This is a genomic window from Enteroscipio rubneri, assembly GCF_002899715.1.
Lineage (GTDB): Bacteria > Actinomycetota > Coriobacteriia > Coriobacteriales > Eggerthellaceae > Enteroscipio > Enteroscipio rubneri.
The window spans coordinates 1-13,783 of record NZ_PPEK01000015.1 but is presented as its reverse complement, the minus strand read 5'-3'; the positions used below and the strand labels follow the sequence as shown (position 1 = coordinate 13,783).

Here is a 13,783-nt window from a genome sequence, read left to right as displayed (position 1 = left end):
GCACCGACTTCGAATATAAATGCGATAGTTTGTCTTTCATTGCTATAATCACGGAGTATGTTTTACCATATCTCGTTGCAGCAATACGAGAAGTACTTGAATTGAGCAAACATGACAAACTGGCTTTATTTCGCAGATACTCCTCTCCAGCTCTACAACTCGTATCTCTTAGCTTCGAGCAAAGCGAACAAGGACGACGCTTCTGATGTCATAATTTACAGCCAATTCAGCGGTGCCGCAGAATTAGGCGAGGTGTATCGTCAAACCAACCGCTTTCGTTTTGTATACCTCTGCACAGAACACTATTGTGCGAACTTCAAACAACGCTTTTTGTGGCAACTTTACGCATGCTTAGGCGGAAGCCGCCTTAATTTATCGCACCTCAAAAACATCCATTACGATTATTTTGCCTTTGCCTGCCCTACCCCAGCAGCCCTTGATGTTCTTCAAACTTTACGGAAAATAAATCCTGACGTTAAAACGGTACTATTCGAGGACGGGACGGGTATTTACAATGGTAATGTTTTTCTTCAGCCCTTCTACTTTGACAAACCTCCCGACACATCCCTCTGCGGCTTCCCCTATGTACGAGCCATACAGTCCACACTCACAAAACTGCATGCAAAAAAAATGCTTTACAATCCATGCAGGCTATATGCCAAAAAACCCGAACTACTGCAATATAGTCCGAATATCCCTTGCGAGGCAATAGAAGTGGCCCCGCATGTTCTCGAACCCTTGGCTTGCCTCGCACCCCAAAACGAAAAGCTGCTCCGCAATGAAAAAAAGACCATCATCCTTGATGTCCCCCGAACAAAACAGGAGAACGAAGGGTCGCAGCTCATTGATCAAATGGTTCAAGCAGCTCAAATATTTGACAGCCCTTGCTATGTGCGAGCGCATCCAAGATCTACTCTTGCAACGGCTTTCGGTGAAAGCTGCATAGACTTTTCCGAGGGATCGTGGGAGTTACTGTGCCAGACACCGTGCTTCGATGACTCCATTCTAATAAGCTTAGGGTCTTCGGCTCAGCTTGCGCCTTTTATAGAATCTGGCAAGAAGCCTTTTCTTATCTTTTTGTACAAACTTGCTTTTGAACAAGGGAATCGCAGTTACGAAGCCTACGATCAGATTGCAAGCATCGCAGCACAGGGATACGGCATCGACGCCAATCGCATCGCGGTTCCCGTGTCAATCGATGATGCCGTGTTGGCCATCTCTAAGTTCATGGACGAATAAAAAGCGTGCATTCAATGCATAAGGAAACCGAATTCATTCAGCATCCGTCTTGCGCCAGCGCCATCAATACATGAAGTCATTCTCTTCGATAAATATCGGAGCATTCGCGAATCTCGAACCAACGTATCAAGGTCGCTGGCGACAGCAGCCGAAGCCCAATTGAGTTCGGCTACGCCGAGACCAAGCCCCAAGGAGTCAAAACCTCGGATATTTCCCATCTGGTTCTCGGCGATCGGAACGGCGATGGTCGGAACGCCAACACATGCGAGTTCATACAAAGTCGATCCCGCAGCAGATATGGCTATATCGGCCCGCTTCATAATCGGAGCGAGGTTAGAAACCCCGCGATGAATTGTGGCGTCCAATCCATCTAGTACATGATCGTCGAAGTCCGCCTGCCCTCCGACGATCACATCCAGGGCAGCGTCGACCGACGCGAGCCGACAACCTTCCACCATACGTTCAAGCGTTCGATTCGGATTGGTTGACCCACTCGTGATCAGAATACGCCCGACATCGTTTCTGACGATATACCCTGCATTATGAAACTCTTTTCGCACCGGTGCGTATCGCGGCCCGATGCACAATCGGACATTTGGGCCGTACAAGTTTCGGTACTGGTCTTCAGAAAAGATGAAGCCGTAGTTGATCACCACATCGAGGCTCCAAGGGATCGGATCGGGTACGAAGCCCTCGGAAAACGTGTATACATCATCAATATACACGAGCTGACTTCCAGAATCGTGGCAGCGCCGATGGAGTCTATCCATGAAAGAATGTGATACGGCATAGGAATCAACCAAAACGGAGACAGCTTGCACGCGTTGCGCAAAATCAGCAACGGTATGAGCATCGCGCTCATTGAAAGAACGTGGGTCACCACCCACAATCACGGCCGTTTCTCCTCGACCCTCCACAACCTCCTGAGACTTTTTATCGGAAACCGCAAAGAGTACTTGCAGGCCTCGCAAACGCGCCTCACGCGCGATAGACACGCAGCGAACGACATGTCCCGAGCCTATGGAAGGATTAGCGTCAGTTCGAATGACAAGCGATCCGTCCATCAAAAGCATCCACCACCCGCGTCATCCGCTCGCTCAATGCGAAACACATGTTCAACTTCTGCGTAACCGCATCCCTCAACCACTTTTTCTGATGCGTGATTTCCTGGAAGAATGCGCGCATCCACATACCTCACACCGAACTCCGAAAACGCAAGTTGCGTAGCGGCTCGCACCGCCTCTTTCGCATACCCCTTGCCACGAGCCGTCTTTGCTCCGATCATATAGCTGATCTCGCATGCATCAGTCGATATCCCGGACAAACCGACGGTTCCGATGGGCGCGCCCGTTTCATCTATGACCATGAAGTCGTAGCGAGTCATATCGTCAAGGTAGTTCGTAAACCACGCCAAATGCTCTTCCAGCGTAATCGGGCGCCGATTAAAAAAGGTTTTGTAATTATCAGGATCACTACGCCAGCCGACGATGATCTCGGCATCTTCTTTTGTTATACCCCGATAGGAAAGCCGCTCTGATCGGAACGCGAAGTTTTTGTCCACCATAGCTTCATTCACCCCACACAATCGGATCACCGAAGGCATAGGTACGATCTGAAGGCCTTCCGATCATCTGATGGTAGTATTTGGGTTTTGCGCCATAGCTGGGACGAACCACACGGATATTTCTCTCGGAAAATGGTTCCCCCTTGGCAATATCGGCGGCCGCGAAAATCGAACGCCTAAAAACAAGACTCGTCGCTTCTTTTTCGGAGGGGGTGTAGCAAGGCCCCCCGACAGCATCGACCGCAGCATTCACCGCATCCACCATGGCACGATACTCGGAAGGCGTCATCGAGAACTCGGAATCCGCCGTCTCTATATCCCGCCCTAAACAGAAGTGCTTTTCAATGATGCGAGCACCCAAAACCGCCGCAGCGACATCAGCAAGGTGCCCCATTGAGTGGTCGGAGAATCCCACATGACAACCAAACCGATTGGCCATATCGGGTATGCTGGCCAAATTCATATCGGCGGGATCGGCGGGGTATTCGCTGCAACAGCGTAAGAGGCATATATCCTGATTGCCTGCGCCCCGAATCGCAGCCACCGCCTCTTCTATGTCCTCAACAGAAGCCATACCGGTTGAAACGATCATCGTCTTGCCCTTGGAAGCAGCATATTCCAATAACGGAATGTCCACCAACTCGAAGGAGGCGATCTTGAACGCGTCTACACCCAATTCACACAAGAAGTCGACAGCTCCAGCATCGAACGGCGTGGACAGAAAGTCCAAACCCCATTCCTCACACCGGGCTTTTACCGGCTCATGCCACTCCCAAGGAAAGGATGCGTCGGAGTAGAGATCGTACAGACGTCTACCGTCCCACAGCCCCCCTTTAATGGTGAAATACTCGTTATCGCAATCAAGCGTTAATGTGTCCGCCGTATATGTTTGCACTTTCAAGCAGTCTGCGCCAGCCTCCGCTGCGGCATCTACGATGCGCAGCGCAATCGCAAGATCGTTTCCATGGTTGGCGCTCATCTCGGCGATATAATACGGACGGTTCGAAGCTAATGCATCCTTCAGCCTACTCATGAGCGAGCATCCTCTCGAATTTCATCTCGGCGATCTTCCAATCGCTCGGTGTATCGATATCCTGCGCCTCATCTTCAGCCACTTCGTATGGCTGCGAATACGGGCCTATGAGCGACCGTTCTTCAATGATAACTTTCGAGCGAACAAAGTAAAACTGTCCGGCATCGTGGTAAATAGGCTCAAGATCCTGGCTTCGCATATTGGAACATTCAGGAAACCACCAGGAAAGACGACCCTCGCAAACGACAAACCCTCGCTGCGGCGGAAACGAGAACCGAACGGCACTGAGAACCGAATCGCAGCCGCGATCAAAAAGCCGCTTAGCCTCGTTAAGCTTCTGCGGTGTCACAAAAGGCGCCGTTGGGTATATGCAGCAAACTTCATCGAAAGCCATTCCGCCTCTAGCGTATACCTCTAAAACCTCCGCCAGCACATCAGCCGTCGTTGCAAAATCGTTGCTTGTTTCTGTACTTCGCATGAACGGCACTCGCGCTCCGTATTGTCGAGAGATATCCGCAATTTCCACGTCATCGGTGGACACCATCACCTCATCAAATAGACTACTCCTCAAAGCAGCATCAATGGAGTATGCAATAATAGGTTTACCGCAAAAGCTCTTCACATTCTTATGAGGTATCCTTTTGGAGCCTCCTCGAGCTGTTATGACAGCTACGATACTCATCGGCTGACCGCTCGGCAATAATCTATGATTTTTCGCACCGCGTCTACCACATGCTGAGCCTCCTCGTCCGCTAAGCCAAAATGAAGCGGCAGCGTTATCGCCTCCTCATAAAAGCAATTGGCTTGCGGGCAGCAATCTGCCGGGTACCCCTTGTCCTGATAGTACGGCAGTCGATAGACGGGGAGATAATGCACATTTACCCCAATGCCCTCGGCGCGCAATGCGTCGTAGATAAATCTGCGAGATGTTTTCAATGTTTCAACATCGAAACGCAGCACATAGAGATGACGAGTCGTCTCACCTGGCGAAACATCTTTCTGGAAAGAGACCTCTGGAATATCTGAGAACTCGCGATTATAAAACGCAACGAGCTCTCGCCTGCGAGCAGAGAACTCGCCCAACCTTGTTAGCTGACTCGAACCGAGGGCTGCTTGGATATCGCTCATGCGATAGTTATAGCCGAGTTCTAACTGCTCGTAATACCAGCCGCCTTCATCAGGATTGCGCAAAAGATTCACATCACGCGTGATACCGTGCTTTGCAAATAGAGCAATGCGCTCGGCTAAGGCGGGATCGTTGGTTGTCACTGCACCACCCTCGCCCGTAGTCACAGTTTTGACCGGATGGAAGCTGAACGTGGTGATGTCCGCCAAAGAACCGACCGCAGCGCCGTTATGGCTCGTTCCTATCGCATGTGCGGCATCCTCAATAAATACGAGGTTATGCTCTTCGCAAATAGCACGAATGGCATCCGAATCAACATGCACACCACCAAAGTCAACAGCGATCACCGCTTTGGTTTTCGACGTGATTCGGCTCCGTATGGCATCGGGCGAAATATTCCAAGTATCGGGGTCGATGTCGGCGAAGACGGGTGTTCCCCCGCAGTACAGCACGCAATTGGCAGAGGCTGCGAAGGTTATGGAGGATACGACTACCTCATCGCCAAATCCAATGCCCGCCGCAAGGCAGGCAACGTGCAACGCCGCCGTTCCATTGGCAACTGCTGTAACAAAGGAGGTGCCGGTTACCTCCTTGAGATCTTCCTCGAACGCCTCTGTAGCTGGTCCGCACGTGAGGAAGTCGCCGTGCAGCACGTCGACAATCGCCCTCACATCCTCTTCCGATATGCTTTGATGCCCATACCCGATCATGTGATCGCTAGTCGGCTTTCCGCCCTCGATGGCAAGTGTTTGCACAGTAACCCCTAGTACTTAATGGTCATTTCTGAAAGAAGCTTGCGCAGTTCATCCACAGAAAGCCACTCGGTATTCGTACCTGAATCATATACGAATCCTGACTCGACTTTCTTTCCGTCGCGCAAGTCGATCTTCGAAAGATCGCACCACTCCATATGCGGGTAGATAATGAAATTATTCTCATACTCGTAAGTCGTCAAACTGTCGGCTGCGGGAACCATGCATTCATGCAATTTCTCCCCTTCCCGGATACCGACTTCGATCTGTTTGGCTTCAGGGGCCATGGCCGTAGCAAGATCAGTCACCTTGAACGAGGGAATCTTCGATATGAACGTCTCGCCACCTTCTGCCTCGTTGAGCGCCTTAATGACCAACTGAATACCTTCGTCTAGCGATATCCAAAAGCGCGTCATGCGGAAATCGGTGATGGGCAACTCTGCCGCACCGCTTTTTATCAGATTATCGAAAAACGGGATGACGGAACCGCGTGAGCCCGCAACATTGCCATACCGAACCACCGAAAACGTGGTGCCCGATTGCCCTCTATAAGCATTTGCCGCGATGAAGAGCTTGTCCGACACGAGCTTCGTGCCGCCATACAAGTTAACGGGGTTGACCGCTTTATCGGTGGAAAGGGCAACGACCTTCTCCACGCCTGAATCAAGAGAAGCATTCACGAGGTTCATGGCGCCATCGATGTTGGTTTTGACGGCTTCCATGGGATTGTACTCGCAAGCGGGAACTTGTTTGAGCGCTGCCGCATGAACAACGTAATCGACATCGCGCAGAGCACGATGGAGGCGTTCCGAGTCGCGAACATCCCCAATGAAGTACCGAAGCTTCGAATCGAACTCCATGAACTTGTTGCGCATTATAAACTGCTTATACTCGTCCCGCGAGTAGATGATGATCTTCTTCGGGTCGTAGTTTTCCAACACATAGCGCGTAAACGCATTGCCGAACGAGCCGGTGCCACCGGTGACCAGTATCGTCTTGTTATCGAGCATCTCTTATCTCCCGCGTCTCTAGATTCAGCACAGCGTCAATGATTATAATGCGGATATCTCCGAACGCCTTACACAATGGCTTTGATACACATTAATATGATCATTCGTTTGGGCTTATGAGCGGCAACCCACCGCAAGAAAGACTCGGCGAACCCCTTTGGGTCGCACATGTAATGATCGAGGATCGCTTTGGCTTCTACCGATATCAATACTCCTTCCGATTTTTCCATCTTGCGCCAATCCCGCCTCACGTCCCCCGAGGTGAGTGTTATTGTCCCCATCTACAACAAAGCCCATGACCACCTGCTTTCACGGTGTTTGGAGTCCCTGATAGACCAGAGCATCGCTGCTCTTGAGATTATCTGCGTCGATGATCACTCCGATGACGAGTCTCTTGCCATGGCTCTCTCCTATGCTGAAAAGGTAGATAACATAACCGTTGTCTCCATGGATAGGAACAGAAAGCAAGGCACTGCCCGAAACAGGGGAATAGCGCTTTCCCGTGGTCGGTATATTGGCTTTGTCGACGCAGATGACTCCGTGTCGCCCCTTGCCTTTTCAACACTGCATGACTCAATCACTACAAGCGGAGCTGATGCGGTCGTCGCGCCGTATCAGCTTGTCGATCTACACGATAAAATCATTGAACCCCAGAAAAGGAACACCCCGTTGAGCTGCGACGGGCCTATTGGTATCGACGAACGCAAAACGCTCGTCCTCTGCCATGATCCCATTTGGGCCCATCTTTTCAAGGCTTCGCTGATCAAGCGGCAGGACATGCTGTTTCCAGAAGACATGCTCTACGAAGACACGCCGACTTTGCTGCGTTGGCTCTACGGCATTCACACTATGAGCGTCATAGAAGGCGAGTCTTTTTATAACTACCGCCAATACGGCAGCTCCACTGTATCCACAACGGTAAAGAGCAGCCAAGCGCTACACGATAGGATCGCGTCCTCTGACATGATCCTCAATGACGCGCGCTCTCTCGGAATGTACAACATCTACGAGGATGAACTGAGCTGCTACTTCATGGATATATGCTATTTCAATACAGTCGCCATGCTCACAGGATCCGAACTGCCCTCATCGAAAGCCTTCATCCGATCGCTAGCGCAGCATGTGATCGAACAGGTTCCCGACTACTTGTCTAATCCCTATTATGCACGCCGGCCCCTGCTCGAACGAACGGTTAAGCGTATTACTCTACTCCATCCGATTGCAGCTTACCGTGCCAGGCGGAGCCTCAACAAACTATTCCGAACGGTTCGCAGCTTTCGGAATCACGCATGAGCACTCCCCTCGAAAGCGCTGAGAAGCGAAACGCCCGACGCATGTCGGGCGTGGTTCTCTCATACGCCTACACGCTTGCTCAAGCCATTGTGGGGATCATCTACGTTCCCTTGCTTATAAATGGACTAGGAACCAACGAGTACGGCCTCTACCAGCTTATCGGCTCCGTCATGGCAAACATGGCCATACTTAATTCGACGTTCGCTGGAGGTGTCACAAGATTTTACTGCAAATACTTCTCTTCGAGAGACATTAATGGCATGGAAAACACCCTTGCGATTAGCAGGAACATATATAGGGTGGTTTCCCTAGCCGCCATTCTCATCGGCGGCGTAGTCGTGCTGTTGTTCGGATCGGCATATGCAGCCTCTTTGTCGGAAAACCAGCTGCTTGAAGGCTCGGTTATGATAGCCGTCTTGGTCGTGAACCTTATCGTAACCATGAACAACACCATCAACGTCGCCGTGATCAACGCGCACGAACGGTTTGCCTTTCTGAAAAGCACCCAACTTGCCTCCGTTCTCATTCAGCCGATAGCGGTTGTGCTTTTGCTGAGCGTTTTCCCCTATGCGTTGACCGCATGCCTCGTACAACTCGCCCTTAACGTGCTATGCGCTCTTGCGCAGCGCCTATTTGCCCGTCGGCATCTTGGAGCAAAAGTCAGAAAGCACGCAGATACCGATCATTTGCTAAAAAGCCTGCTCTTCTTTTCATCCGGCATGCTGTTGGTTCAGATTGCCGACCAGGTATTCTGGAGCTCGAATCAGCTTATACTGGGCTATATCTATGGCACATCCACGGTGGCTCTTTACTCGATCGCATCGCAGATATGCATGTGCTACATGCCTATAGGAACGGCTATATCATCGGTATTTATGCCAAAAGTGTCTGAGATGTATTTCTCAGATCGCGACACCAAGGGAATTTCCGACCTGTTTACCAGAGTTGGTCGGATCGCCTTGTACCCCCTGCTGCTGATCCTCTTCGGCTTCATTGTCTTCGGCAAAGACTTTATCCGGCTATGGGTTGGTTCGGAGTTCTCCGATGCATACTATCTCGCTGCCGTACTCATGGTTCCGTTCACCATCGATCTCATTCAAAATCTTGCCTTGGTTATCTTGCAAGTGATGAATAAATATTATTTTCGCGGTAAGGTATATCTTGGAATGGCCATAGCCAACATCCTTCTTGTCATTTTGATAGCGCCCGTTTACGGGGCAATGGGCGCAGCTATAGTGACGGGTCTATCGATGTTGATCGGGAACGGCGTCATCATGAACGTGTATTACTATCGAACCGCGCATTTGGACGTGCGCGATTACTGGAAGAACACCGCCCGCGTGGCACTTCCCCTAGCCGCTTACAGCACAGCTGGTTTCTTCATCGTGTATCATTTTCAAGGATCACTTGGCTCTTGGGTTTTGCTGGCATTGGGAATTGCGATTTTTACCATAGGATATTGCTTTGTCGCCTATTGTTGCTCCATGAATAAAGAAGAGCGGGAGCTTGTTGGAAAAATGATCGGCAGAATTACGCGTAAAAGCCGCAGCAAATAACGAGATATGCTAATTACAGGCAATGGACTTAAAGGAAAGGCAGCTTCCCTTGGTAGAAGCAGTTTCTCGGCCGAAAGGCACTTATCTTTGGATAGCGTTCTTCTTCCCTAGCCTATCACGCAGGCAAAACCGCATTGCTGCGGTCATTTCCTTGGCCGTGTTGTTCGGAACTAACCTCAATATAGGCCCGCTCGATGCTGTGGGAAGCGCGAACCGTTTTATTGCCGCAATCGCAGTTCCGCCCTCGGAAAGCCTTGTTCTTTTTCTTGAACTGGCTTTCATACTATTAATTGCCCGATGTCTCATCGGAGCTCTGTCGAAAAAGCAATCGTTAGACTTACCCTGCCTCTTCCTTTCGGTTTTCTTCGCTTTCGCTATGGTTTTCGGAAAAGCATGCGAGTCATTCGGAGATCCGTGGGCTGTCTTCGATGGATTTCTCGGCACGGCAGTTACGGTTATCTCTGCCGTTTCCTTCGCATGCTTGGGGTATATGGGTTTCGCCTTTCTCTTTTCCCTTGCTGACAAGACCGCCTCGAACGTCGGTAGCCGAGAAGCTATCGATACGGGACGGACGCGCAACCGAATCCTATTTCTCTTCGAATCGCATCCCGTTCTCGCACCGAGCTGCGTGCTGGGCGTAGCTTGGCTTCCCCTGCTTATCGCCTTTTTCCCAGGGCTGTTCGCCCCGGGCGACACCCTCAATCAAATCTCTCAGCTCTTCGGGCTTCCCGAAGCCACCTCAGCATCCATTGTTCTCATTGATCAAAACGTTACGCTTAACGCCCACCATCCTGTCGTCCATACCCTCCTCATGGGAGGAAGCGTTTTGCTTGGTCAGAACGTATTTGGCTCATGTAGCATTGGCTACTTTCTGTATATCGTCGGGCAGTACCTGGCCACTATCGCCACAATCGGCTATGGTATCAATTTTCTGAAGCAGTGCCATGTGCCACGAAGGATCCGCATTGGGCTGTTACTGTTCGTGGCTCTCTTTCCCTGGTTTCCCGAATACGCCCTCCTAGGAACCAAAGATACGTTGTTCGCCTGCTCTTTGCTACTGCTTTCAATTTCACTTTTCAGAATCGGATCGAAAACATACGAGATGACGAAGAAGAATTGGGCAATTTTAGTTATCAGTCTTTTGGGATTTTGCTTGCTCAAAAAGGGTTACGTCGTTTTTGCGCTCATTATCATGGTGCTCGCATTTTTAAAAACATCTTCGATGAGCAGGAGGGCTGTCATCTGCACATTTATGGGACCGATTGCTATAAGCATCTTGCTGTCCAACGTACTATTCCCGGCTCTAAGCATCACTTCCGGAAGCTCCCGCGAAATGATCTCGATTCCAGCCCAGCAAGTCGCGCGTTGCGTGAACACCTTTGGCGACGAAATCACATTGGCGCAAAGAGATGCAATCGATAAAGTGTTTGATTACGAAACAATGCAGGATAAGTACAACCCCTTGTTGTCTGATCCTGTGAAAAACACCTTCAATAAATTTGCCACCCCAGACGACATCAAAACCTTTTTTTCCGTTTGGAGGCAACTGCTGGCAGAGCATACGGGAACCTGTCTTGCTGCGACGATGATGAATTACTATGGATATTTTTATCCCACTGAAGCCAATCCCTACAACTACAACTTGGAAACCAGCCGCGAATCCATAGAGAACGTTTCATCCATTGCTCCCTTTTATGATTTCCAACACACCGACAGCATCTTCACTGCTATCGCGAGCAAATCGTTCGCCCTATACCAAGCCCTATGGGACAATGCCCCTCTCCTCTCTTTGTTCACTCAGGGATCAACCTACATATGGGCTCTTCTACTCCTTGTCGGCTATCATGCTCGCAAGAAGCACCGCAGCGGAGTCTTACTCGCCCTGCTGCCCACGCTTCTCGTGCTCTGCATAACGCTGATCGGCCCATGCAACTTCATCGTTCGCTATACTTTCCCCATTGCCTTCGTTGTCCCTTTCTTTGCTGCTCTTTTGTGGAGAAGAGATGACAGAAGCACAACCGTCAACACACGCAGGTAAGGTTCGATTCTGTCCTGTGCTGCTGCACAAAGTACTTATTGAGACCATTTTCTAAAAGGAAAGCATTAGTGCGACAAAAGTAGCGAAAGAAACGAGACTGGCAACTCGCCACACCATAGGCACAGAATAATACACCTGCACGGTTCCTTCGAAATGCGGGGGAATCACTAATTCAGTTCTATTATTATCGCCAACTTGCATTTCGCAGCTTTCGGAAGACTCTTCGCTCGTCAGAACATAATTTCTGTAGTAAAGAAGCGGTAGAAGAATAGTCTGCTGCTCATCACTGTGCGAATGTATTGAAAGCGAAACGGAAGTTCCCTTCCGCTCGTATGTAAGCACCTCGACCTCGCCCGTTATATCCGACGGGGCTGCATCCGAATTTAGCAAGCTTTCCAGATTAGTGCCTTGGGGAAGGTACTCTCCGCCAGCAACGCCATCTGCTACAGGGTCAATGTCGACGGTAAATTCAGACAATGGTTCGTTATTTTGCAAAAAGCTGTCAATCGCATATCCCGCAGGAAGTAAGCAGAAAGCAAAAAGACCCCAATGATTAAATTAAGCCATTCTTTCATTGACAGAACCGCATGCACTACAAGACACGAAACCACCACCAAAAGAAAACTTGTAAGACCTAATAATCTCCATGGGAATTGAATCGACGCTAAAAAGCCAATTGCTTTATTCAGGACGCCTAGTTGCGCGTTCCAAGGGAACACCGTTGTTGCAGCAAATCCTATTAAAAAAGCAGATACCAGGATAGTGGTGCCCATTTTTCTTGCAACGCCATTGATAAGTTTATGCTCTGAATCATAGGCAAGGAGTACCGACCAGAGAACATCCCCGGATATTAGCAACCATCCGAGTGCATAGGACATTTCACCACCTATGCCCAGATAAGGGATTGCTGCCGTTTGATAATTCTAGGGAAAGGGTGAGAAGCTGAGAAATCTGTGCAGCATGATTAGCAGCGCGTTCCCGTACAGAACTTTCTGCGAGCCATGAGGCGGCTAAGTTTGCATTAAAGTAATAATCGAGAAAAGGAACGATGAACGCCAGTGACAGCAAAAGAGCTAACACGAGTGCGAGCAGTAGCCTTTTTATTGCTTCTCTGGAGTGATTATAGGATAAACCAATAACTATCACCGGTAAAGATACGAGTAGGAGCAGTTCGGTACTTAATACATGGGAAAAATAACTCCACAAGCACCCATGCTGCAAAGAACCCAACCATAGTGGGAAGGCTTTATGTCTTTGGAAAAAATATATACTATTCCAAGTGCCACAAGGGGAAGAAAAGAGAGGGCTGAGTATTCGCCAACGGCCGCTCTAAGGTAAATGCACTCCAAACGATAAAGCGAAAGGGTCCAAAGTAGGCTAGCTATCACACCTATGCTTTTATTTGCAAAAATGCGCGAAAATGCATAATACGCAGTAGACGCAGTAAAAACATTAACGAGCAGAACAAATACTTTATATGAAGCTGTTACAGAGAGTCCGCAGAGATGCAAAATTGCAGGAAAATAGAGGAAAGCGTCTCCGTACATTACTGAAACAGAATACCCGAAGCCCCCTATCTGAGAGGTTTGGAGGTATACAGGGAACTGTCCATTCTCGAGTCCTTGGGCAATTTACTCTATCCGATAAAGGTGAAAAATAAGGTCATGTCGAGGAGCCCGGGAAGATACGTAGTAAAGAGCGGTACACTGCCAATAATCGCAATGATTGCAATTAAAACCCAATTAACTGGTATGGCTCGTTTCATAAATAGCTCTTTCTAATAATGCTCTGATTATTGTTCGCTATCCGTTACTCTTCTTTGCAGTCCCTAAGACAAATTGGAGGCACTGCGTTCACGTATGACCGTCATTGATGCGATAGATAGTGGCATTGTTGAAAAGCCAATAATCCCATCAAAAGCATAAAGCAGCAACGAAAAGAAATTCCAATTTGTAGTTCCGGCTACGCGTTCTACGTTTTCGAAAGGTATCCACTCCGTTTTGAACCCAACCCAGCAAAAAATACCCTTGGAAAAGCGATTATACTGGTACCGTCAAGAATCTTGCGCACTTTTCCGACAGCCTCATAAGCCCGCCGTCCGGTGCGGCTACCCCTCCAGCAGAGTCACGTCCAGATAGCGCCTCGAGCCCCACTCGCTCTCGGCCACGTACT

General features: G+C 49.6%; 11 protein-coding genes. 4 read left to right on the top strand and 7 right to left on the bottom strand.

Annotated features, from left to right (window positions below; genetic code table 11):
- Positions 1 to 111: 111 nt before the first annotated feature.
- Positions 112 to 1,239 carry a hypothetical protein gene (locus C2L71_RS11950; protein WP_129588508.1) on the top strand — a complete coding sequence of 376 codons (1,128 nt, stop codon included), beginning with the start codon at positions 112 to 114 and terminating at the stop codon, positions 1,237 to 1,239.
- Between the two features lie 11 nt (positions 1,240 to 1,250).
- Here the strand turns inward: C2L71_RS11950 and pseG are convergent, their stop codons facing one another.
- The 6 genes from pseG to pseB are packed head-to-tail and all read right to left on the bottom strand — an operon-like array spanning position 1,251 to position 6,724.
- The gene (gene pseG, locus C2L71_RS10370; RefSeq protein ID WP_103265688.1) at positions 1,251 to 2,312 is read right to left on the bottom strand and encodes a UDP-2,4-diacetamido-2,4,6-trideoxy-beta-L-altropyranose hydrolase; all 1,062 of its coding nucleotides are present in this window, start codon (positions 2,310 to 2,312) and stop codon (positions 1,251 to 1,253) included.
- A complete protein-coding gene (locus tag C2L71_RS10365) occupies positions 2,303 to 2,803 on the bottom strand; it encodes a GNAT family N-acetyltransferase (RefSeq protein WP_157938968.1) in 501 nt (166 codons plus the stop codon). Before C2L71_RS10365 ends, pseG begins: the two co-directional genes overlap by 10 nt.
- Positions 2,804 to 2,807: 4 nt before the next feature.
- The gene (gene pseI, locus C2L71_RS10360) at positions 2,808 to 3,836 is read right to left on the bottom strand and encodes a pseudaminic acid synthase (RefSeq protein WP_103265686.1); all 1,029 of its coding nucleotides are present in this window, start codon (positions 3,834 to 3,836) and stop codon (positions 2,808 to 2,810) included.
- Positions 3,829 to 4,518 carry a pseudaminic acid cytidylyltransferase gene (pseF, locus tag C2L71_RS10355; protein ID WP_103265685.1) on the bottom strand — a complete coding sequence of 230 codons (690 nt, stop codon included), beginning with the start codon at positions 4,516 to 4,518 and terminating at the stop codon, positions 3,829 to 3,831. The genes pseI and pseF overlap by 8 nt, the downstream gene beginning before the upstream one ends.
- Positions 4,515 to 5,717, bottom strand: coding sequence for a UDP-4-amino-4,6-dideoxy-N-acetyl-beta-L-altrosamine transaminase (gene pseC, locus C2L71_RS10350; RefSeq protein ID WP_103265684.1), 1,203 nt, complete (start codon positions 5,715 to 5,717; stop codon positions 4,515 to 4,517). The genes pseF and pseC overlap by 4 nt, the downstream gene beginning before the upstream one ends.
- Before the next feature lie 8 nt (positions 5,718 to 5,725).
- Positions 5,726 to 6,724 carry a UDP-N-acetylglucosamine 4,6-dehydratase (inverting) gene (gene pseB / locus C2L71_RS10345; RefSeq protein ID WP_103265683.1) on the bottom strand — a complete coding sequence of 333 codons (999 nt, stop codon included), beginning with the start codon at positions 6,722 to 6,724 and terminating at the stop codon, positions 5,726 to 5,728.
- A 189-nt stretch (positions 6,725 to 6,913) separates the two neighbouring features.
- Between pseB and C2L71_RS10340 the strand changes: the two genes are divergently transcribed.
- The 3 genes from C2L71_RS10340 to C2L71_RS10330 are packed head-to-tail and all read left to right on the top strand — an operon-like array spanning position 6,914 to position 11,611.
- On the top strand, positions 6,914 to 8,017 hold the full coding sequence (locus tag C2L71_RS10340; protein WP_157938967.1) for a glycosyltransferase family 2 protein: 1,104 nt from the start codon (positions 6,914 to 6,916) through the stop codon (positions 8,015 to 8,017).
- A complete protein-coding gene (locus C2L71_RS10335) occupies positions 8,014 to 9,573 on the top strand; it encodes an oligosaccharide flippase family protein (protein WP_103265681.1) in 1,560 nt (519 codons plus the stop codon). Before C2L71_RS10340 ends, C2L71_RS10335 begins: the two co-directional genes overlap by 4 nt.
- A 49-nt stretch (positions 9,574 to 9,622) precedes the next feature.
- Positions 9,623 to 11,611 carry a DUF6020 family protein gene (locus C2L71_RS10330; protein WP_129588507.1) on the top strand — a complete coding sequence of 663 codons (1,989 nt, stop codon included), beginning with the start codon at positions 9,623 to 9,625 and terminating at the stop codon, positions 11,609 to 11,611.
- 443 nt (positions 11,612 to 12,054) lie between these two features.
- Here C2L71_RS10330 and C2L71_RS11945 read toward each other — a convergent pair whose 3' ends face one another.
- Complete coding sequence (locus C2L71_RS11945; protein WP_129588506.1) at positions 12,055 to 12,489, bottom strand: hypothetical protein; 435 nt, start codon at positions 12,487 to 12,489, stop codon at positions 12,055 to 12,057.
- Positions 12,490 to 13,783 lie beyond the last annotated feature (1,294 nt).